The organism is Nocardia yunnanensis, from assembly GCF_003626895.1.
Taxonomy (GTDB): domain Bacteria; phylum Actinomycetota; class Actinomycetes; order Mycobacteriales; family Mycobacteriaceae; genus Nocardia; species Nocardia yunnanensis.
This window is the reverse complement of record NZ_CP032568.1, coordinates 5745413-5766269: the sequence shown is the minus strand read 5'-3', so window position 1 is coordinate 5766269 and position 20857 is coordinate 5745413. Positions and strand designations below refer to the sequence as shown.

The window sequence follows — 20857 nt, the reverse complement described above, 5'->3', positions numbered from 1 at the left end:
ATTCGGCCTCGCCCGTGATGATCGGTGAGCCTGCGGCGGAGGGGTGCTGTTGTCGGGGGGTGCCGGTAGATTCGATGAAGTTGATCATCACTATCGGGCGTGGCTCGATACCAGCAAGGAGTTCCCGTGAGCGTACCCACAGGCTTCGCCAACGCCGTCTACCCCGCGGCGGATCTGGACGCGAGCGTCGCGACCTTCACGGCAATGCTCGGCGCCGAGCCTGTCTTCCGCACCCCGGACTACGCGATGTACGCCATCGGTATCGCACTGTCGTCCAAACCCTGGGTACGCCACCCACTCCCGTTCTGGACCGTGAGTGACATCGCCGCCGCGCACGCGTCGATGGTGGCGGCCGGCGCCACCGCCCTGGGCGAGATCGCCGATGGTTCGCTCGCCGAGATCGGCACCGCCCGCGTAGTCAACGGCGATCCCGCGACCGGCATCGTCGACATGCCCGGAAACCGCCTCGCAGTCCTCAAAGCCGCCGACGGAAACCTCATCGCCATCAACCAAACGGTCGGCTGGTGAACGCGATTCGCTAGACGGCGGTCGGTCGACTAGAGCACGGCCTCGTAGCCCATGCCGCGCATCACTGTTGTCACATGCGCCTCGAAAAGAGTGTCCGGATCGGCGACCAGTGCGCGCAAACTTCCGAAGATCTCCGAGGCGAGGAAGCCGAGGATCGACGACCAAGCGTTGATGATGACACCGGGCACGGGTGAGTCCGACAGTTCGGTGTCGGCCACCATCGAGACCAGCAGCGGGCCGGCGGCCAACGGAGGGACGTCGGACCGGGCCGGATCGGCGGCACCTGCGGCGATCGCCGACAGATACGCGGAGGCGACAGTGGCGATGATGCGTCCCGCCGCGGGCCCGGTCTCTTCGGGCGCTGCGTGATAACCCGGAATAGGGGTGCCGTTGATCAGGGCGAAATCCGAAGGGTTGGCCAGCGCCCAACTGCGGGCCGCACCGCAGATCGCCCGCCACCGCCTCGACGGATCGGGTCCGCCGGCGTCCTGTGCCGCATGTATGGAATCCGCCATGCTGTTGTAAGCGTCCACGCACAGCGCGGTGATCAGCGCTGCTTGACTCTCGAAATACCGGAAGATGGCCGCCGGCGACATCCGCATCTCCCTGGCGATGCCGCGCAGCGACAGCCCGCCGGTTCCGTTTTCCGCAAGTTGTTGGCGGGCAAGAGATTTGATCTCGGCAACGGTCTCTGCACGCCGCTCGGCGCGCCGAGTCACCGCACCGGCGGTCGCACCGCCCGCCTCGCCGACCATCGAATCTCCCTCCGAATCAAGGACCGGGACTGCAAGCCAACGTGATCAACGATTACATTGCGAACGCTATTCTCACATCGTAGTGTAGGCCGTGTTCGGGGTCTGATCGGTGAACAACAAACGTGGGGGCGCACCCCCGACGAGGGGTCGATGACATGCCACGTTCTCACGCGAGCGCTGTCCGGTCGATGATCGTGCAGGAGCGCACCGACCTTGCGAATCTGTTGCGCGAGCTCACTACACAGGAGTGGGAACGCGAATCCTTGTGTCTCGGTTGGCGTGTGCGGGACGTGATCGCGCACCTGCTCTACGAGGCGACTCCTCCGCTCACCTACGGTTTCGAGTTCCTGCGGGCTCGCGGCTCGGCGGACAAGCTCAACGATCTGTATGTGCGTCGCGCACAGTCGATGACCACCGCGGAACTGCTGCGCCGGTTCGAAGCGACGATCGGCGGCGGCCTGGCGGCCACGACTCTCCCGCGCGTGGCCTTGGCCGACCTACTTGTTCACCACCAGGACATTCGGCGCCCCCTCGGGCGCGACCGCAAAGTCCCTGAGGATCGGCTCCGCACCGTGCTGCGCCACCCGGACCCGTTCCTGCGAACCGGACTGCGCACCAAAGGATTGCGCCTGACGGCGACGGACGTGGATTGGACTCAGGGCCACGGCCCGGAGGTTCAGGGCCCCGGGGAGGCGATCATTCTGGCCGGCGCCGGCCGCCGGGCAGCTCTCGACGACCTCAGCGGTGAAGGCGTCCAGATTCTGCGCAACCGGCTGGGCTGAGCGGTCCGGCGGCCACAGCGGCCATCAGGGGCGGAGCCGGTAGTAGAAGCCCATCCCGCGCCGTTTCCAATCCCGGGCCATGGGAAGCGTCGGCGCCCAGAACGGGTCGAGGATCGGCAGTCCCGGCCGCGCAAGACCGAATCGACGGAGGTTTCGGACCACTGTCGAGAGCGGGAATGTCGGCTGATACTCGTAATCCAGCCTGCCGCGCCCGAGAAAGTCTGCGATCAGGTGCGACATCTGGTCCGGTGAGCGGGTGATGCCGTTTACCTCCGGGTGGTCTCGGCGCCACAGGTCGACAGCCTCCTCGCTGGCGAAAAAGCTGTTGTAGTCGCACCAGCCCACTACGCGGTGGGGCATTTCGCGCAGCGGGTATCCGAGATGGACGCGCAGCGTCTTGGGCGAATAGTCCAGCAGGACACCGTCTCGTCCGACGAGGCGCACCGGTTGTTTCGTCTGTCGGCACAGCGACTCGACGACCACCTCCGCACCGGGAAACTGACCTGAGGTCGCGCATGCCTCGACGGCGCACTCGGCATACCAGTGCTGTCGGCCATCGACGCTGACCCGATAGTGGTTGGCGAAGGTCGCGAATGGACGCGCGTACACCAACTCACCCAACGGCGGCTGCGGCTCGCTCAACTGTTCACCCTGAAACACTGTGCTGTCGGCATGCTCCTCGTCCTGGCGCGCCACACAGATGGCCCCTTCCAGAGCCAGCAGGTCACGCGATAATTCCGCGTCGGAAATTCCGAACTCGGCGCGCAGATCCGCGATGCTCGGCGCGGTACCGCGGTCACGGACCTGGTGCATGATTCGTTCTCGAATCGCGCGAGTGCGGTCGGAGAGTTCACTCATGGATGCCTCCACTGCGCCAGCACACCGATGCGTGCATTGGTTACTATGCGATCAGTGTTCACTTTTCGCAGGGCGGTGTCAATGAGCCTTCGATGCCAACCGGATTCCGGGGATCTAGAGCGCGGGATGGTCCAGACTCTCCAAGCTGCCACCGAGGTGAAACAGCATTTCCTGCTCGGCACTCCTGACCGCGCGTTCGGCGAGGTCCGGATCGCCGGTGGTGACGGCATCGACGATGGCCGTCATATGGGCGAGGCAGCGTTCGCCGATGGCGCGATTCCACTCGAGCGCGGGCGGCTCCCCGCCGAGTGCCTTCAACGTCAGCTGATAGACCTCGGCGAGCATGGAGTTGTCCGCGATCTCCGAGAGCGCGGCGAACAGGGCCATGCTCGCGGTCGCGAACTCTTGGAATGTCTGCGCATGTTCAGCGGCGTGTTCGATTTCGGCAAGCACGCCGCGTAATCCCTTGGCCTGCAGCTCTGTACAGCGATGAGCGGCCAGCCGGGCGGCGCGTTGTTCGAGCATCGCACGCAACTCCATCGCTTCTCGCGGTCGGGCGTTGGCAACCCGGTCGAGCAGCGGAAATTCGAGAGTGCTCGAGGACAGCACATACGTTCCATCACCTGGACGGGGCGCGAGCATGCGCGCATGAACCAGGGAGCGCACCGCTTCACGCACGGTCGATCGGCTCACCCCGAGGGCGGCCATCAACTCCGGCTCCGACGGGATCTTCGCGCCGACCGGCCAGTCGCCGGAGACGATGCGGCGCGCGAACTCATCGGCCACCTGCTGCGACAGATTGGCCACCCGCGTCGGCCTGGCAAGTTCAGCCATGGCGCCCGTCCCCTTTCCGGACGCCAGCCGCGCCCCGTGCAGACATCGGACGTTTGAACTCTACATAATCCTCGCGCCGTCACCTCCCAGTAATCGGGGCGGTTTCACGCTAGACGGTTGCCCACCAGCTCAGCGTTACAGGCTTTCATCTGCTAATACGTCACATACGGGCATCGTTGACAAACATCAGACGGCTATCGTCAACTTGGAATCACGCCAACTAAGCAATCATTCAGTTACCCAACCGGCGTGGAACTCAGGAAGGTGATCGAGCATGCGGAAACTACTGTGGGCCTCGCTGGCCAGCGCCACCGTGATCGCGGGAGTCGCGGTCTCCGCGGGAACTGCCGAGGCGTCCCCACCCCCGCCCGGGCCCGCCTGCGCGGTCTTCTCGTATCCCGCCATACTGCTGATCGAGGCCACCGGCGGCCAGTCCAGCCCACTGCTACCGCTGGCCAATTCCATCCAGCCGCTGTTCTGCTCCTGAACCACTCCCCCTCAACGGCTTTCGCGAGAAAGGCAGGACCGGTGAAGCGCACCCTGACTGTATTGGCCGGAGTCGCCATCGTTTTCAGCGCCGCGGCATGCTCGCACGATTCGACCACCAGCCCAGCACCGACCTCCACATCGAAAACCACTGCGGCCGTGGCTACTTCGACTGCGGCACCGACGTCGACCGCGCCGGCGCACCCGACCTCCAGCGCCGAACGCCGCGGCGCCGACGGCTCCACCGGCAACGGCCTGAGCGCGGAATACTGCGCCAAGAACCAGGACCCGGGTTGCCCCCTGGGCAGCTACATCGGCCCCAACGCCATCCCCAACCCCAACGGCGACGGCACCTGGGTCCCCTGCGAGGGCACCATCTGCACCAACCCCAACCACGGCGCGGGCCCCGACAGCAATTCGCCGGACACCACCACCGTTCCCCAGACGACCACAACCCCACCGACTCCGGGCCCCGACCAGGGCCGAGTGGAAGGCGCCCCATGCGAGGGCGACGGCACCTGGGTACACCTCGACCGCGGAAACGCCGGCCACTACGGCACCGACTGGCTGTGCCGACACTGACCACCCCATCGGCAAGGGAGACAACGGATCAGCACAGGCGTCGTCCGGCCGGCGAGTCGTCGCCGGAACCCATTGTCGCGGTAGCGAAGTACAACGTCGTTGTAGTCGGCGCGGCTGACTCCAATCGGATCAGCCCGCGCTGACGTCGATCAGATCGGCGCAGTATCTCCGCTGTTCTGATCTGGTGATGCGGCCAGGTCCGCCACAGCCGACCGGCTCACCCCTGAATCCCCTCAAAACAGCACCAAACTGGCACCCGGCGGCATAGCTCAGCAGTCACCACCCCATTGACCTGCGGGAAACGGTCAATCCTTCTTCATCATCTCGTAGATGCGTTTGCAGTCTGGGCAGACGGGGGAGCCGGGTTTGGGGGAACGGGTGACCGGGAAGACTTCGCCGCAGAGGGCTACTACGTGGGTGCCCATGACGGCGGATTCGGCGATCTTGTTCTTTTTGACGTAGTGGAAGACCTTGGGAGTGTCGTTGTCGGTGGACTCGTCGACGGTCTCGTCGGGACGTACCAGGGTGTCTGCGCTCACCCGTCCATGATGCCAGGGGTGGGGCGGGGGTGCGTAGAAGGGCCGGACAGGGTGGGCGTGTGCATCCGACGCTGTGTAGTGGAAGACTCGGGGTATGCAGCGTGACGGCGAATCTCAGGCCGAGGGCACCGGCGGCGAGGATCGCCCCGACGTCGAATTCCACCCCGCCGGTGCGATACCGATGCCGCCGCGTCAATCGGAGGGCTACTTTCCGGGTGAGCAGAAGCATCCGGCGCTGATCACCGAGGCGCAGACCTCGCTCGAGGAGCAGCATCGGGCGCGGGTGCGGCGCTACATCATGATCATGTCGTTCCGCATTCCCTGCCTGATCGGCGCGGCCGCGGCGTATGGCATCTGGCACAGCTGGTGGCTGTCGCTGCTGATCATCGGCGTCTCGATCCCCCTGCCGTGGATCGCGGTGCTGGGCGCCAACGACCGCCCGCCGCGCCGCAAGGACGAGCCGAGTCGCTGGGACGGGCGGCGCGATCAGAAGGCGCTGGAATCCGGGAACCACAAGGCCATCGACGGATAGAGACACGAGCCGCGGATTCGTTCCGCGATCAATTCGGATTGGCAATTCTCCGCGAGAATTCTCGCGGAGAAAATGAGACCGAACGCCACGGTTTTACAGGTCATTATCCGCAGTTAAATATTCAACCTGGAAAGCTAATTCCCTGAAGGCATTGGCGCGAATGGGCCGCGCCTCACCCCACAAGATGGCCACTGAGCTGCGGCTATCCGCCGCACACCAATCTTCGATGCCAAACTGTTATTTACGATTACAGCCCACTCAGATGTGAACAGGTCACATTTTAAACCCCTTGAGGTGCTGCCCGCATACCGAGCCTCACCGATGATTCACGTTATCTGGAGATAGTCATGAGTTCGACCACATCCATGCTGGTTCGCGCCGGCATCGCCGCCCCGGCGGCACTGGCCACCGCCCTGTGTTTCGCCGCACCCGCCAATGCCGCACCGGTGAACGTGAACTGGAGTTGCCAGGGCACCATCTTCGGCATCGGGCAGACCTCGAGCATGGCGACCACGGTCACCGGAACCGCGCCCGGTTCGGCGGCCGCGGGGTCGGCGGTGGCTATCACGCTGACGCCCGGCTCCTCGTCGGTTCCCAGTTCGGCGTCCGGCTTCACGGTGACCAGCGTCAGCAATCTGAAGATGATCTTCCCGACGCCGGCGAACTCCACGCTGGTCTCGGCCACGGCGTCCGGCGGCACCGTCGCGGGCACGGTCACCACCTCGGGCGGGAATGTCGTGCTGACCGTTCCGGGTCCGATCGCCGGGGGCACGAGTTTCACGCCGCCCGCGGTCACCATCAATGTCACCGCCGGCAGCCCGGGCACCCCGATCACCAGCAAGTACGCGGGTACCAGCTACGCCAGCCCCGGCATGACCATGACCACCAACGTGCAGTGGATCGGCGGCGTCGCGACCGCGTGCTATCCGAATCCGTCGCCGACCCTCACCACCACGACGGTGAGCTGACCGCAGGCCACTGGACGGACGAAACGTGGACCGAGCTGCTCGTAACAGCCCGGTCCACTCTGACGAGGGTGGGATCCTATGCCTCCGATGTCAACCGAACCTGCCCGGATCGCCGTCGAGCTCAGACGAGCTCTCGAGTTCTATCACGGGACCCTGGAGGACCTCGCCCGAGAAGTGATCCGGGTGCTGCGGGTCAACGAAACCGACCGTCGCGCACTGGAAATCGTGCTGCTCGGGGAGCCGACGACACCCGGACTGCTGGCCGAACGCCTGGGCCTCACCGCCGCGGGCGCGACGATCATGCTCAACCGCCTCGAGAAGCAGGGCTATGTCGCGCGCTCGCTGCACCCCACCGATCGCCGCCGCGTGGTCGTGGTGGCCACCGATCTCGCCGCCCGCCGCGTCCAGGAACTCGTCGAACCCCTGATCGACGAGGGCTACACGGCCATGCTCGACTGGTACGACCCCGAGGAACTCGCCTTGATCGCGGGCTTCCTCACCCGCGTCGGCGAACTCCAGCGCACCCACCGCCAACGACTACGCGGGCTGGACCCCTACCCGCGCCCATGAGGGCATCCGGATGCACGCCGACAACACCGCCGCCAGCGCGCACAGCCCACCGGCGATGAACCAGGCCATGGTGTAGCTGCCCTGCGCGTCGCGGATGGCGCCCGCGCCGAAAGCGGCCAGGGCCGCGCCGATCTGGTGGGAGGCGAACACCCACCCGAAGGCGACCGGTCCGTCCGCGCCGAAGTGCTCGCGGCACAGCGCGACCGTCGGCGGGACGGTGGCGATCCAGTCCAGGCCGTAGAAGATGATGAACGCCCACATGGTCGGATGCACGTCCGGACCGAACAGGATCGGCAGATACAGCAATGAGGTGCCGCGCAGGGTGTAGTAGACGACCAGCAGGTAGCGGGAGTCGAAGCGGTCGGTGAGCCAGCCCGAGGCGATGGTCCCGGCGACATCGAAGATGCCGACGGTGGCCAGCAAGCCCGCCGCCGTGGTGGCGGGCATGCCGTGATCGTGGGCGGCGCTGACGAAATGGGTGCCGATCAACCCGTTGGTCGATGCTCCACAAATGGCGAAACCGCCTGCCAGCAGCCAGAACACGGGTTTGCGGGTGATCGTCGCCAAGACCGTGAGCGCACGGGCAGCTCCGCCCGACGCCGGGGTGCGCACCCCGACCTCACTGTCCGGCTCCGCCCCGTACGCCCGGATCCCCGCATCGCTGGGGAAGTCGCGAATGAACAACAGCACCAGCGGCACCACCGCCAGCGCGGTGATCGACACCACCAAAGACGGTGTGCGCCAGCCGTGATCGCGGGCCAGCGCGGCGATGAGCGGCAGAAAGACCAGCTGCCCGGTCGCACCGGCCGCGGTGAGCACACCCGTGACCAGACCGCGTTGCGCCACGAACCAGCGGCTGGTGATGGTGGCCACGAACGGCATGGACATCGATCCCACGCCCACGCCGACCAGCACACCCCAGGTCGCCATCAACTGCCAGGTCTGGGTCATGAACACCGTCAGCCCGCTACCGCCCGCGATCAGCACCAGCGCGCACGCCACCACCCGCCGGATGCCGAACCGGTCCATCAGCGCCGCCGCGAACGGTGAGATCAGCCCGTACAACAGCACATTCACCGACACCGCCGCCCCGATGGTGCCGCGCGACCAGCCGAACTCCTCGTGCAGCGGCTCCATCAGCACACCCGGCACCGAGCGGAACCCGGCGGCCCCGATGAGCGCGATGAAACTCACCGCGGCCACGATCCAGGCCGGATGCAGCAGTCGGGAGGAACCCTGCGGCGTCGCGGCCACCCCGGCCGCCGGTCCCTGGAAGCTGTTCTGATCGACCGGAACTCGGGTTCCCTCCGGTTCGAGCTCGTCCTTCAATTCGCTCACCCGACAGAGCGTGACCGAAAAGCGCTTCCCCCACGAGTGGCCAGAATGACACAATGCGTCAAGATCCGGCCATCGAAGGGAGTACCGTGCCGACCCCGCATCTCGTCGCCGTCCTGGTGCTGGAACCGACCGTCGGATTCGACATGGCGATCCCGCCCGTGGTGCTGGGCTCGGCCCTGGACGCGGACGGCAATCCGCTCTACACGGTCCACACCTGCGGAATCGATTCCGGCGCAGTGGCCTCCACCGGCGGATACGCCATCGTCCCCGAATTCGGTCCAGAACTGCTGGCCCGCGCCGATACGGTGATCGTGCCCGGCACCCGGATCCCCCAGCCGCGACAGGACGGCCTCCTGCCCGAGCCGGTCGCCGCCGCACTCGCCACCATCCGCCCGGACGCGCGCATCGTCTCCATCTGCACGGGTGCGTTCGTGCTCGGCGCGGCGGGCCTGCTCGACGGCCGCCGCGCGACCACCCACTGGCAGTTCGCCGAGCGGTTCCGCGCCCTCTATCCCGAGGTGCTGCTGGATGAGAATCAGTTGTTCGTTCAGGACGGAAACGTCTGGTCCTCAGCGGGATTGGCGGCGGGCATCGACCTGTGCCTGCATCTGATCCGCACCGATCACGGGAGCGCGGTCGCCAATGGCGCGGCCCGTTACTGCGTGGTGCCGCCGTGGCGGGAGGGCGGGCAGTCGCAGTTCATCGAACGACAGGTGCCGGCGGCCGGCAGCGACGGGACCGCGCCGACACGCCGGTGGGCGCTGCATCATCTGGATCGGGAGCTGGACCTGAACTCGCTTGCCGCGCATGCTCATATGAGCGTGCGCACCTTCACCCGCCGATTCAAGGCCGAAACGGGGATGGCGCCGGGTGCGTGGATCCTGCAGCAGCGGGTCCGCCACGCCCGGCACCTGCTCGAGACCACCGACCTGCCGATCGACGAGGTGGCGCGCAGCGCGGGCATGGGCACCTCCGCCTCCCTGCGCCACCACATGCGCGTGGAGCTGGGCGTGCCGCCGCTGGCCTACCGCAAGACCTTCCGCACCCGTGACACGCTGGAGACCGCTTGACCGAGACCCTGGAGACCGCATGACGATTCGCTGGGTGTGGGCCTTCCTGGATCGTCCCGCCGCACAATTCGACATCACCGCCGAATTCTGGACCGCCGTCACCGGCACCACGTTGTCGCCCCGGCGCGGTGACCACGACGAATTCCTCACGCTGCTACCGGAATCCGGCGCGGCGACACTGAAGATGCAGTCCATCGGCGGCCCGGCGCGCCTGCACCTGGACCTCGATGTCGACGACGTCCCGGCGGCGACCGATCGCGCCGTCGCACTCGGGGCCACCCTGGCCGAGGACAATATCCTCACCTCCCGCATCGGCTACGCGGTGCTGCACTCCCCCGCCGGAATGCCGTTCTGCGTCACACCCTTCCACGACTCCGCCACCGCGCTCGCCCCGACCGTGACGGGCCCATCCGGTGACCGCAGCCGCCTCGACCAGATCTGCCTCGACATCGGCGACAGCGACTACGATGTCGAATCCCGCTTCTGGACCGACTTGACCGGGTGGGCTTGGCGTCCCAGCACGCTGCCCGAATTCACCCGCCTGTCCCCGCGTCCCGACTCGCCCATCGACTTCCTGCTCCAGCGCCTCGGCGAAAACCGGCCCACCACAGCACATCCCGATATCGCCTGCACCGACATGGAAGCCACCGCCGCCTGGCACGAATCCCTCGGCGCCCGGCGCACCGACCGCGGCAAACACTGGATCGTCATGGCCGACCCCACCGGCCAGCCCTACTGTCTCACCAGCCGCAAACCCGCCTGACGAGCAGACGCCGGCCACTGCGCTGGACACGCTGAAACCCCGGACGATGTCCGGGGTTTCAGCAAGCCCATGGGTTTCAGCAAGCTTGTGCCGAGGGCTTCGGGGTGACGAACGCCGTGCGGCTATTTCCGCTCGGTCTGCGGCTCACGCCGCGCGTCGCCGGAATTGGCCAGCGCCTCGAGGTCCTCGAGGAACCGGTCGATGCTGTCGGCGCGCTGTTGCGGCGAGCCGAGTTGTTCGCGCACCTTCTCCTCGGTGAGCGCGAGCATGGCCGCGGCGAGATCGGCCTCCAGGTCGCGGATCATCTGCCTGCGGTACTGCAGGATCTGATCGCGGCCCTGCTTGCGCACCCGCTCCACCTCGGCCGCGGCGGCCTCGCGCATCTGGGCGATGATGCGGTCGGCGTCGACGCGGGCTTCCTCGCGCATGCGCTCGAGTTCGGCCTTGGCTTCGGAGACCGCATTGTCGTAGGCGGCCTTGGCGCTGGCGAGGCGCTCGGCGGCCGCCTCGCTCTCCTCGAGCTGCCGGCGAATCTGGTCCTGCGCGTTGTTCATGATCCTCTTCATCGGCGGCACAACGTATTTCACGAAGAACCAGACGATGACCGCGAAGCCGAACAGCTGGCTGAAGAACACCGGCCAATCGAAGGTGATGTGGTAAATACCCTCGGCGAGGTGGGTATCGGTGAGGATCATGCAGACCCCCGTCCTCTCTGCTGGCCCGCGCTGGTCCGGGCACGATCGTTCCCGCCGAGGACCCGGCCTGCCAGGTCCTGTGCGAGTGGTTCGACGGCTTCGCGTAGTTCGGCGGCCACCTGGTCGGCCTCGGCGCGCAGGTGCGCCGTGGACTCGGCCACGATCTGGTCGGCCTCTTTCTGCGCCTCGCCACGCATCTCCTCGAGAATGGCCCGGCCTTGCGCCCGGGCCTCGTTGCGGATCTCGGCCGCTTCGGCGCGAGCCTTCTCGAGTGCGGATTCGTAGCGTGCCTCGGCTTCAGCGAAGGTTTCGCTGGCTTCCTTGGCGGTTGCCGTCGTGACCTCGACGCGTGCCTCCCGCTCCGCCAGCACTTTTCGGATCGGCGGAACCACGAAGAACCAGATGACCGCGAGCACGATCAGGAAGATCAATAACTCGGCGAAGAAGGTGCCGTTGGGAACCAGGAAGTTCCCGGCGGCCTCCACATCCGTTCTGGGAGACATGATGACGTCTACTTACCGGGAGTAGCGAATACGAACAGCGCCATGAACGCTAGGTTGATGAAGTACGCCGCTTCGACCAGACCGACGGTCAGGAAGAAGTTCACGCGCAGGCGGCCTTCGGCCTCGGGCTGGCGGGTGACGCCGTTGATCAAGGCGGCGCCGGCCAGACCGTCACCGATACCCGCGCCGATGGCACCGCCCGCCAGAATGATGCCGCCGCCGATGAGAGCGCCCTGGACGATACTCGCGGTTGCTGGGTCAGCCATTTTTCACTTCCTTCAAAAGGGTTGTTGCGCTGAGTCGCCGACGCGGCTCAGTGGTGTTCACTCTCCAGCGACATCGACTGGCTGAAGTAGAGGATGGTCAGCAGGGCGAAGATGAACGCCTGAATGGCTCCGACGAACAGATCGAAGATCTTCCAGACGGCGTTCGGACCCCAGCTGATCCAGAACGGGAACAATGTGATGACCGAAACCATGACACCGCCGGCGAACATGTTGCCGAAAAGCCGCAAGGACAGCGACAGCGGTTTGGCGATTTCCTCGACCACATTGATGAAAACCATGGGGCCCCAGCCGGTGTGGCCCTTGAGCAACTGTTTCACATGTCCGCCCGGACCGCGCCGCCACGCACCGGCGGCGTGATAGAGCAGGAATACGAACAGCGCCAGCGAGAGCGTGAAGTTGAAATCGGAGGCCGGCGGGGCGATCAATTCGCCGGAGCCGTACTGCACGGGCAGCACCGACAACCAGTTCGACAGCAGGATGAAGGTGAACAGCGTGACCGCCAGCGGCAGTACGAACGGCGCGATCTTCATACCGATCGCGGTCTCCACCTGATTGCGCATCTGGACCGTGATGGTCTCGAAGAACAACTGCACGCCGTTGGGCACGCCGGAGGTGATCTTGGCCCGCAGGTAGAAGGCCAGCCCGAGCACGATCAGCGCGGCGACCCCGGTGGACACGATGGTGTCCACGTTGAAGGTCATGCCCCACAGGTGGGCCTGGGCGTGCTCGCCGACATGAATCTTGGACTCCCCCGAGGAATCCTCGGCGGCCAGCCTTGTCGGTCCCGACAGATGGGCGAGGGTAGCAACGGGGATGGTCATGATTGCTGTCGAAGCCCTTTCACCTCGGGCAGAACGGTGTGCAACACCAGAATCAATTGAAAGAGGGCCAGCCCGAAGAAGATTCCGACGCCGTTGGGCCGAGTCAGGAACGCCACCAGAATCGACAGTCCGGTCAGAATGATCAAGCGCGAGGCCGAGGAGAGCGCCAGCTTTTGTTTGCTGGGAGTTTCCGCATCGGTGATGCGGACAATCGACATCCACGTGAGCCGGGCATTAACCCAACCGAGAGTCAAACCGCCGGCTATGAAAACACCCAGCAACAATCGATCGAGCGCACCCGTGACCATCAATGCCAGTACGCCGAAAGCGATTGCAATAGCCGTCGCCCTGCGCATCCGGAGCCTGTTCAGGTCCAATACGACACCGCCTTGCCGTCATCCCACCTCGTAGTGGGGCTGTGCATGATCAATAGCATACACAGCCCAACCTCGTTGCGGGCCAGTATTTTTGATCTTCAAATTTTTGATCTTGAAATTCTGAAACGCCTTTCAGCTAACTTTTCGCCATTTTAATCCGGCTTTACCATTACCCGGCCTTTTCGGCTCCGACGCCGGTCAGCGACCGCACCTGCATCTCGGCGTACTTCAAATCGTCACGCTCCCGAGACACGATCGTTCCCAGCCAGCCCAGAGCGAACGAAACCGGGATGGACACCAGACCCGGGTTCGAGAGCGGGAACCAGTGGAAGTCCTGGGATTTGATCATGGCGGTGGGCGCGCCGGACACCGCCGGGGAGAACACGATCAACACGATCGTGACGGCCAGTCCGCCGTAGCTGCTCCACAGCGCGCCGGCGGTGTTGAAGCGCCGCCAGAACAACGAATACAGGATGGTCGGAAGGTTTGCCGAGGCGGCCACCGCGAACGCCAGCGCCACCAGGAACGCCACATTCTGGTTCTTTGCCAGAATGCCGCCCACGATCGCCAGCGCCCCGATCACCACCGCGGTGATCCGCGCGACCCGCACCTCGCCCCGGCCGTCAGCCTGCCCGCGCCGCAACACGTTCGCGTACACGTCGTGCGCGAACGATGCCGACGCGGTGATGGTCAACCCCGCGACCACCGCCAGAATCGTCGCGAATGCCACGGCCGCAACGAATCCCAGCAGCACCGGGCCGCCCAGCTCGAGCGCCAGCAGCGGCGCCGCCGCATTCTCCTTGCCCGGCGCCTTGGCGATCTTGTCCGGCCCGACCAGCGCGGCCGCGCCGTAACCGAGCACCAGGGTGAACAGATAGAACACCCCGATCAACCCGATCGCCCACACCACCGACCGGCGCGCGTCCTTGGCCGTGGGCACGGTGTAGAAGCGCATCAGCACGTGCGGCAGCCCGGCCGTGCCGAGCACGAGAGCCAGGGCGAGAGAGAGGAAGTCGAGCTTGCTGGTGCCGTTCTTGCCGTATTTGAAGCCCGGTTCGAGCAGTTTCGCGCCGGTCTTGCCGCCGTGCGCCACCGCGTCCTGCAGCACGCTCGACACATTGAAGTCGTAGCGCCCCAGCACCCAGAAGGTCATGGCCGCGGCCGCCGCGATCAGCAGCACCGCCTTGACGATCTGCACCCATGTGGTGCCCTTCATCCCGCCGACGAGCACGTAGACGATCATGATCGCGCCGACCACGCCGATCACGAGATTCTGTCCCGCCGAACTGGATACGCCCAGCAGCAGCGAGATGAGCACCCCCGCGCCCGCCATCTGGGCGAGCAGATAGAACAGGCTCACCGCCAGCGTCGAGGTGGCCGCCGCGGCCCGCACCGGCCGCTGCCGCATGCGGAAGGCCAGCACGTCGCCGAGGGTGAATTTGCCGGTGTTGCGCAGTAATTCGGCCACCAGCAGCAAGGCCACCAGCCAGGCGACCAGGAAGCCGATGGAATAGAGGAATCCGTCGTAGCCGTAGACCGCGATGGCCCCGGCGATGCCGAGGAAACTGGCCGCGGACAGGTAGTCGCCCGAGATGGCGATCCCGTTCTGCGCGCCGGAGAACGCGCGCCCGGCGGCGTAATAGTCGGCGGCCGTGCGATTGTCGCGGCTCGCCCACACCACGATGCCGAGCGTGATGACCACGAAGATCGCGAAGATGGTGATGTTGAGTCCGGGCCGGCTGCCCTCGACGGCGGCTGCCAGATAGGTGTTCACCGCTGGCCGCCTTCCAGTTCGGCGCGCAGTCGCTCGGCCTCCGGATCGAGCCTGCGGTCGGCGTAGCGGACGTAGAGGCCGGTGATGACGAAGGTCGAAAGGAACTGCAGCAGCCCGAAAACGAGGCCGACGGTGATATTGCCGCCGACCTTGTGCGACATGAAGCCGTGGGCGTAGTCGGCCAGCAGCACGTAGAGCGCGTACCAGGCCAGGAACAGGGCGGTCATGGGGAACACGAAGCGCCGGAAGCGCGTACGCAGGCGCTGGAACTCGGGACTGTCGTAGACCTCGGACCAGTCCGGGGACGGTCGGTCGGTCGTGGTGTCGGTTGTCAACTGCGATACCTCCTGGTGATCCAGGTCACATTAGCAATGGATCTTGGTGTGAGCGGGGCGAATAACCGCAGGTGAGATCGCGAATTAATCGGTAAGTGAGCGGAAATTCATGCCTGCCGACCGCCAGCTACCAACCGGTTGCCTTCCGGGAACCGGGCCGCCGGCGAATGCCGCCGGGTCGCGGTGGCAGAGTTCGCTGTTATGCCGACGAACCAGACGACCACCTCGTCCCTGCTCGCCGACCTCGCGCCCGACCTCCGCGCGGCGCTGACCCGCGTCGGCTACGACGCGGACACCCTCCTCGACGCGCTGGGCGACGCCGCCCACGCCGCCCTCGGGCGCGGCGAGCCGGTGCCGGTCCGCCGCGCCGCCACCACACTCGGCGAACTCGGCACCCTGGTGCGACTGCTGCTGCTCGGCGATCCGGTCACCGAAACCGAAGCGGCAGCGGCCCTCTCACCGCTGAGCATCGATCGTGCCGTCGCGGCGGGCCTGCTGGCACGGGATGGCGACGAGGTGCGCGCGGCACTGGACCTGCGACCCCTCGATCTGGGCGAGGGCACCCGCTGGGTGCTGTCGGATCTCGACGACTCCATGCGCCGCCGCAGCCTCGGCACCGATCACGTGCTCGGCGTCGGGCAGGCGTCGCTGTCGCTGCTGCGTGCCACCCCGACCCGCAAGACCGGCGCCGTGCTGGATCTCGGCACCGGCTGCGGCGTGCAGGCGGTGCACGCCGCCGCCTACGGCGCCGAGGTCACCGGCACCGACCTCAACCAGCGCGCGATCTGGCTGGCCGAGGCCACCGCAGCGCTCAACGACCTGGACATCGAACTGCTGCAAGGCTCCTGGTTCGAGCCGGTCGCGGGCCGCCGCTTCGATCAGATCGTCGCCAATCCCCCGTTCGTGGTCGGCCCCGCGCGGGTCGAGCACACCTACCGGGATTCGGGTCTGGCGCTCGACGGCGCGAGCGAACTGGTCGTCTCCGGCATCCCCGAGCTGTTGAATCCGGGCGGCACCGCCGCGCTGCTGGCGTCCTGGGTGCATATCGAAGGTCAGGATTGGCGCGGCCGCGTGGCGAGCTGGCTGCCCGACCACGGCGTCGACGCCTGGATCGTGCAGCGCGACATCGCCGATCCCGCCCTCTATGTCGGGACCTGGTTGCGCGACGCCGGATTGGACCCGCGCGAGGGCGCCGCCCAGGCGCGCGCCGAACGCTGGCTCGACGCCTTCGCCGAATCCGGGGTGACGGGCATCGGATTCGGCTTCGTCTATCTGCGCGCCATCGACGGCCCCACCGAACTGCTCGCCGAGGACCTCACCCACGGCTTCGACGATCCGCTGGGTCCCGAGGCGCTCGCGTACTTCGAGCGCTCGGCGTGGCTGCGGGCCGCGGCCGCCGACCCGGACCTGCTCCTCGACTCCCGCTACGAGGTCGATCCGGCCACCGCCCTCGAACGCGTCTATCTGCCCGGCGCCGAGGGCTGGGCGCAGCGGGTGACGCGGCTGCATCGCGGCGACGGCCCGCGCTGGCAGCACGAGGTGGACGACGCCACCGCCGCGCTACTGGCCGGCATGCGCCCCGACGGCCTGCCGCTACGGGAACTGATCGAGCTGCTGGCCTTCGGCGAGACCGGTGAGTCCGCGACCGAGGAGTTCCGGACCGCGGCCCTGTCGATCGTGGCCGGGCTGGTGCGCCACGGGCTCGTCCATCCGCGCTGAGCCTCCCGAAAACCGTTCCTGAGCGGCGTGAGGTCCGTCACGATCACATGTCGCCCGCGTATCGATCCCGACGGGTGCCGGGAATGCGGGCGGGCCGGGTTTCGTTGCCGTTCACGCTCGCAGGACCTGCCGCCGGAAAATCCATTCGCAGGTTTGAAACGCGTATTCGCTTGTCGCGTCAGGAAGTTCGGGTCCGGCGGGCGGCAACCACCCGGTCACCGCGGGCCGCCCGCCGGAAGTTCGGGTTCCGCAGGATACGCGCTTCTCAGGAACTTCTCAGATGTGAGTCGTGAAAACCGCAGATCAAGCACGGTTTACCGGCTCTGGTCCGGGGAACTTTCCTGATGTCGGGCCCGTTGAACGGAGCGAGACACCACCGACAGGAGGCAAGTCATGACAAGCCCCGCCACCACTGACGTGCGCACCAGCGAACAAGACCTCGATGCCGCAAGCCCCGCCGCCGACTTGGTACGGGTGTACCTGAACGGGATCGGTAAGACGGCGCTGCTGACGGCGGCCGACGAGGTCGAGCTGGCCAAGCGCATCGAGGCGGGCCTCTATGCACAGCACCTGCTGGAGACGAGCAAACGACTGTCCGCCGCGAAGAAGAAGGATCTCGCGATCCTGGTTCGCGAAGGTCAGGCCGCTCGCCAGCACCTGCTGGAAGCCAACCTCCGCCTCGTGGTCTCCCTCGCCAAGCGCTACACCGGTCGCGGCATGCCGCTGCTGGACCTCATCCAGGAGGGCAACCTGGGTCTGATCCGCGCGATGGAGAAGTTCGACTACACCAAGGGCTTCAAGTTCTCGACCTACGCCACCTGGTGGATTCGCCAGGCGATCACCCGCGGCATGGCCGATCAGTCCCGCACCATCCGCCTGCCCGTCCATCTGGTCGAGCAGGTGAACAAGCTGGCGCGCATCAAGCGTGAACTGCATCAGCAGCTCGGCCGCGAGGCCACCGACGCGGAACTGGCCAACGAGTCCGGCATTCCGGTGGAGAAGATCGCCGATCTGCTCGACCACAGCCGCGACCCGGTCTCGCTGGACATGCCGGTCGGCAATGACGAAGAGGCTCCGCTGGGCGATTTCATCGAGGACTCCGAGGCGACCTCCGCCGAGTCCGCGGTCATCGCCGGGCTGCTGCACCGCGACGTGCGCAGCGTGCTGGCCACCCTGGACGAGCGTGAGCAGCAGGTCATCCGGCTGCGCTACGGCCTCGACGACGGTCAGCCGCGCACCCTCGATCAGATCGGCAAGCTGTTCGGCCTGTCGCGCGAGCGGGTCCGCCAGATCGAGCGCGAGGTCATGTCCAAGCTCCGCAAGGGCGAGCGCGCCGATCGCCTGCGCGCCTACGCCAGCTGATCGACAGCCGGGTGGAGCCGCACCCCCTGCACGGCTCCGCTCGTACTCGTCGGGCCATCTTCGAGGCGCTGGCCCGATCCGCCGGCCGATTCCGCTCCCCGTACGTCCCCCTCCGGGCGAGCAGAGTCGGCCGGCGTATGTTCGTTTCGAGGCCATCGACACGCGGTAGCGAGTGCGGTTGCGGGCCAGCCGGTCTCGCAGGTGGGAGTCTGGCGCACGTGACCGATTCGCTGACGATGATTGCCATCGACACTTTGTCGCAGCTGGTGAACTCCTATGCGAGCGAGATCGCCGGGGCATCGCTACCGGCGGTGAGCTGGATGTGGGACTGCCGGGCCCGCCTGGACGCGACCGGCGCGGACGCCGAATTCTGCGGCACCGTGCACCCGGATCTGGCTGCCGCCGAATCCAATTCGCAGCTGCTCACCTGGGCGCGCGCTCTGAACCTGACCGACGCCACCGACGTCTGCGACGCCTCCGCCGGCCGCCGCGTCTTCACCGGGCAGCTCGGCGAATCCCGCATCCGGCTGACGGCCCTCATCGAATCCCTGCACCCCGCAACCGAAACCCAGCCCCTCATCGCCCTGATGTGAGCCGCAACCGGCTGGCGTCATGCAGACCGCAGCTCGAAGGGCCGCGTGATCGACTGGCACGGGGTGGGGGCGGGCACCCGGCCCTGGAAGAAGCGGCCCGGTGTCACGCCCATCAGTGACCGGAAGTCCGCGGTCATATGGGATTGGTCGTAGTAGCCGGAGTCGGTGGCGAGGTGCGACCACGGGGTGTTGCCCGCGGCGGCCAGGATCTGGCGCACCCGGGTGATGCGGGCATAGTGCTTGGGCGACAGCCCGATTCCGGCGGTGAACAGGTTGCGCAGCTGGCGTTCGCTGACGGCGAGGCTGGTGGCCACCTCACCCACCGGGACGGTGGAACCGATGGCGGCGACGGCCGAATCCAGCAGCCGGCGATGGTCGCGGCGGATCGGGTTGTCGCGAAGGTACTGCGGCAGTTCGGCTTCCAGGAAGTCCGCGATCTCCTCGGGCTCGCGCACGAGCAGGCCCGCCGCGAGTTCGGCCGCCGGGCCGGGCAAGTCCGAGAGCCGGGCCACCCGATCGGTGAGCGCGGCGGCCGGCAGGCCGAGCAACGCCTCGGAGGCGCCCGGGGCCAGCCGGATTCGAGTGCAGCCGGCGGCCTTGTTCGGATTCGCGTAGGTGGCGCGCGTGCGCGGACCCAGCACCAGGACGTCACGCTGCCCGGAGGCCGCCCGGCGCAGCACGATCGTGGTGGCGGTTTCGGGCACATGGGTGAACGCCGTGACGGCCGGACGCACCATCGGAATGTGCGCGATCTCGGTGATCCACGGGCGCAACGCCGCGGGCGGTGGCAGCCGCCGCTCGAGATCAACGGCGGTCACCACCGTCGCCGTCACGGCCCCCGACGTTTGCGCACTGGTCACCACATCGACTCTAGTGAGCATCCAGCCACCGGACACTGCCGATTTTTCCTATGCCGGACGTGGTTGCCTCCGAAACACGACCGGTTTCAGTGCGAGCCGGCGGGCGGGGTCCACTGGGTCAGCGCGATCTCGAGTTGATTCGGGTCGGTGAGCCGTAACAGCAGCATCCCGCCGGCGGCACGCGAGAGCGGTTCGCTGATGGGCGCGCCCTCCTCGGTGAGGCGCTCCTGTTCGGTGATCAGGTCGGCGACGTCGAAGGACATCTGCACATCCGGGTCCGGCTCCGCTTGCCGCACAATGATTTCCACGTCCAGGTCGTCGCGTTCGAGGCTGATCGCCCCGTCGCCGATCGGCGTGGCGCGGAAACCCAGGTGGGTGCAGAAGAAGGCGCTCGACGCCGCGGGATCGGAAACGCCCAAGGTGATGGCCGCGCCGAGAATTCTCATACCGTCGTCCTGTTCTCGAGGTCGGCCGCCGGAACCGGCGGCCCCCCAACAGCTTCGGCGTCGGCGCAGGTGGGAACAACGACAAAGATCGAAACGCCGGTTAAGCCCGAGGTTCACGACCGCGATACGTTACGCGAATAACAGAGCAAGTGCTCTACTACGCACAGCGAACCGTTCACCGCGTTGCGGGCGCGGGCGGTCGATCTCGGTCTGATCTGGCTGCCGGTGCGCGAACCCGATCTGACGGTCGGTCCGGTGGTCATGACCGAGGGCCGCGTGCTGGCCACTCCGACCGGTTCGGATCTGGCCGGCCGGGCGGGCATGTCGATGGAGGACCTGGCCGACTGCGTGTTCCCGAGGCTGGGTAACGTGCCGCCGTACTGGGCCGAGGGCATGCTTCCCGCCATCACCGCGGAGCGGTAGCGGCGGCTGTGCCGGTTCTTCCTATCACCGGCACGGTTTCGGTCGGCAGAGTTGTCG

General features: G+C 66.7%; 25 protein-coding genes and 2 pseudogenes. 13 read left to right on the top strand and 14 right to left on the bottom strand.

Annotated elements, in window-relative coordinates:
* Positions 1-126 precede the first annotated feature (126 nt).
* A complete protein-coding gene (locus D7D52_RS27255) occupies positions 127-528 on the top strand; it encodes a VOC family protein (protein WP_120740842.1) in 402 nt (133 codons plus the stop codon).
* Positions 529-557: 29 nt separating this feature from the next.
* Here D7D52_RS27255 and D7D52_RS27250 read toward each other — a convergent pair whose 3' ends face one another.
* Positions 558-1283: a TetR/AcrR family transcriptional regulator gene (locus D7D52_RS27250; protein ID WP_120740840.1), complete on the bottom strand. Its 726-nt coding sequence runs from the start codon at positions 1281-1283 to the stop codon at positions 558-560.
* Between the two features lie 155 nt (positions 1284-1438).
* Here D7D52_RS27250 and D7D52_RS27245 point away from each other — a divergent pair, with 155 nt between their 5' ends.
* The gene (locus tag D7D52_RS27245) at positions 1439-2065 is read left to right on the top strand and encodes a maleylpyruvate isomerase family mycothiol-dependent enzyme (protein ID WP_246023323.1); all 627 of its coding nucleotides are present in this window, start codon (positions 1439-1441) and stop codon (positions 2063-2065) included.
* A 24-nt stretch (positions 2066-2089) separates the two neighbouring features.
* On the opposite strand, the gene D7D52_RS27240 is transcribed toward D7D52_RS27245, so the two are convergent.
* Both D7D52_RS27240 and D7D52_RS27235 read right to left on the bottom strand, forming a co-directional pair.
* Positions 2090-2923 carry an alkylmercury lyase family protein gene (locus D7D52_RS27240; protein WP_120744508.1) on the bottom strand — a complete coding sequence of 278 codons (834 nt, stop codon included), beginning with the start codon at positions 2921-2923 and terminating at the stop codon, positions 2090-2092.
* Positions 2924-3037: 114 nt separating this feature from the next.
* Complete coding sequence (locus tag D7D52_RS27235) at positions 3038-3757, bottom strand: FadR/GntR family transcriptional regulator (protein ID WP_120740836.1); 720 nt, start codon at positions 3755-3757, stop codon at positions 3038-3040.
* Positions 3758-4031: 274 nt separating this feature from the next.
* On the opposite strand from D7D52_RS27235, the gene D7D52_RS27230 reads away from it, so the two are divergent.
* Positions 4032-4244 (top strand): hypothetical protein, encoded by a 213-nt coding sequence (locus D7D52_RS27230; RefSeq protein ID WP_120740834.1) that lies wholly within the window; start codon positions 4032-4034, stop codon positions 4242-4244.
* 224 nt (positions 4245-4468) lie between these two features.
* A pseudogene (locus D7D52_RS40205) lies at positions 4469-4684 on the top strand (hypothetical protein); the annotation flags it as partial.
* Between the two features lie 446 nt (positions 4685-5130).
* Here the strand turns inward: D7D52_RS40205 and D7D52_RS27220 are convergent.
* Positions 5131-5364, bottom strand: coding sequence for a DUF3039 domain-containing protein (locus D7D52_RS27220; protein ID WP_120740830.1), 234 nt, complete (start codon positions 5362-5364; stop codon positions 5131-5133).
* Between the two features lie 181 nt (positions 5365-5545).
* Between D7D52_RS27220 and D7D52_RS27215 the strand changes: the two genes are divergently transcribed.
* The 3 genes from D7D52_RS27215 (at position 5546) to D7D52_RS27205 (ending at position 7434) form a co-directional block, all read left to right on the top strand.
* A complete protein-coding gene (locus D7D52_RS27215) occupies positions 5546-5896 on the top strand; it encodes a DUF3099 domain-containing protein (RefSeq protein ID WP_246024071.1) in 351 nt (116 codons plus the stop codon).
* A gap of 347 nt (positions 5897-6243) precedes the next feature.
* On the top strand, positions 6244-6864 hold the full coding sequence (locus D7D52_RS39485; RefSeq protein ID WP_246023321.1) for a hypothetical protein: 621 nt from the start codon (positions 6244-6246) through the stop codon (positions 6862-6864).
* Positions 6865-6951: 87 nt separating this feature from the next.
* Positions 6952-7434, top strand: a complete 483-nt coding sequence (locus tag D7D52_RS27205) for a MarR family winged helix-turn-helix transcriptional regulator (RefSeq protein ID WP_246023320.1) — start codon at positions 6952-6954, stop codon at positions 7432-7434.
* On the opposite strand, the gene D7D52_RS27200 is transcribed toward D7D52_RS27205, so the two are convergent.
* Positions 7402-8688, bottom strand: coding sequence for an MFS transporter (locus tag D7D52_RS27200; protein WP_222932931.1), 1287 nt, complete (start codon positions 8686-8688; stop codon positions 7402-7404). The two genes, D7D52_RS27205 and D7D52_RS27200, sit on opposite strands and share 33 nt — an antisense overlap.
* Before the next feature lie 137 nt (positions 8689-8825).
* Between D7D52_RS27200 and D7D52_RS27195 the strand changes: the two genes are divergently transcribed.
* Complete coding sequence (locus D7D52_RS27195; RefSeq protein WP_120740824.1) at positions 8826-9842, top strand: GlxA family transcriptional regulator; 1017 nt, start codon at positions 8826-8828, stop codon at positions 9840-9842.
* Between the two features lie 19 nt (positions 9843-9861).
* Positions 9862-10605 (top strand): VOC family protein, encoded by a 744-nt coding sequence (locus D7D52_RS27190; RefSeq protein ID WP_120740822.1) that lies wholly within the window; start codon positions 9862-9864, stop codon positions 10603-10605.
* Between the two features lie 122 nt (positions 10606-10727).
* Here D7D52_RS27190 and atpF read toward each other — a convergent pair whose 3' ends face one another.
* The 7 genes from atpF to D7D52_RS27155 form a co-directional block, all read right to left on the bottom strand.
* Entirely contained in the window at positions 10728-11300 is a 573-nt protein-coding gene (gene atpF / locus D7D52_RS27185) for a F0F1 ATP synthase subunit B (protein WP_120740820.1), read from the bottom strand.
* Entirely contained in the window at positions 11297-11803 is a 507-nt protein-coding gene (locus D7D52_RS27180; RefSeq protein ID WP_120740817.1) for a F0F1 ATP synthase subunit B, read from the bottom strand. Before D7D52_RS27180 ends, atpF begins: the two co-directional genes overlap by 4 nt.
* A gap of 8 nt (positions 11804-11811) precedes the next feature.
* Entirely contained in the window at positions 11812-12069 is a 258-nt protein-coding gene (locus D7D52_RS27175) for a F0F1 ATP synthase subunit C (protein ID WP_040810042.1), read from the bottom strand.
* Positions 12070-12116: 47 nt separating this feature from the next.
* The gene (gene atpB, locus D7D52_RS27170; protein ID WP_246024070.1) at positions 12117-12791 is read right to left on the bottom strand and encodes a F0F1 ATP synthase subunit A; all 675 of its coding nucleotides are present in this window, start codon (positions 12789-12791) and stop codon (positions 12117-12119) included.
* Between the two features lie 116 nt (positions 12792-12907).
* Positions 12908-13267, bottom strand: coding sequence for a hypothetical protein (locus D7D52_RS27165; protein ID WP_120744505.1), 360 nt, complete (start codon positions 13265-13267; stop codon positions 12908-12910).
* A 190-nt stretch (positions 13268-13457) separates the two neighbouring features.
* Positions 13458-15062 carry a solute symporter family protein gene (locus D7D52_RS27160; protein WP_120740813.1) on the bottom strand — a complete coding sequence of 535 codons (1605 nt, stop codon included), beginning with the start codon at positions 15060-15062 and terminating at the stop codon, positions 13458-13460.
* Positions 15059-15397, bottom strand: coding sequence for a DUF485 domain-containing protein (locus D7D52_RS27155; protein WP_120740811.1), 339 nt, complete (start codon positions 15395-15397; stop codon positions 15059-15061). The genes D7D52_RS27160 and D7D52_RS27155 overlap by 4 nt, the downstream gene beginning before the upstream one ends.
* 201 nt (positions 15398-15598) lie before the next feature.
* Between D7D52_RS27155 and D7D52_RS27150 the strand changes: the two genes are divergently transcribed.
* The 3 genes from D7D52_RS27150 (at position 15599) to D7D52_RS27140 (ending at position 19071) form a co-directional block, all read left to right on the top strand.
* The gene (locus D7D52_RS27150; protein ID WP_120740809.1) at positions 15599-17116 is read left to right on the top strand and encodes a DUF7782 domain-containing protein; all 1518 of its coding nucleotides are present in this window, start codon (positions 15599-15601) and stop codon (positions 17114-17116) included.
* 393 nt (positions 17117-17509) lie between these two features.
* Positions 17510-18478 carry a sigma-70 family RNA polymerase sigma factor gene (locus D7D52_RS27145; RefSeq protein ID WP_120740807.1) on the top strand — a complete coding sequence of 323 codons (969 nt, stop codon included), beginning with the start codon at positions 17510-17512 and terminating at the stop codon, positions 18476-18478.
* A gap of 218 nt (positions 18479-18696) precedes the next feature.
* Positions 18697-19071, top strand: coding sequence for a hypothetical protein (locus tag D7D52_RS27140; protein ID WP_120740805.1), 375 nt, complete (start codon positions 18697-18699; stop codon positions 19069-19071).
* Between the two features lie 17 nt (positions 19072-19088).
* On the opposite strand, the gene D7D52_RS27135 is transcribed toward D7D52_RS27140, so the two are convergent.
* On the bottom strand, positions 19089-19931 hold the full coding sequence (locus D7D52_RS27135; protein WP_222932684.1) for a helix-turn-helix domain-containing protein: 843 nt from the start codon (positions 19929-19931) through the stop codon (positions 19089-19091).
* An 86-nt stretch (positions 19932-20017) separates the two neighbouring features.
* Positions 20018-20377: a VOC family protein gene (locus D7D52_RS27130; RefSeq protein WP_120740803.1), complete on the bottom strand. Its 360-nt coding sequence runs from the start codon at positions 20375-20377 to the stop codon at positions 20018-20020.
* Positions 20378-20554: 177 nt separating this feature from the next.
* Here D7D52_RS27130 and D7D52_RS27125 point away from each other — a divergent pair.
* Positions 20555-20800: pseudogene (locus D7D52_RS27125) on the top strand (LysR substrate-binding domain-containing protein); the annotation flags it as partial.
* Positions 20801-20857: the final 57 nt, after the last annotated feature.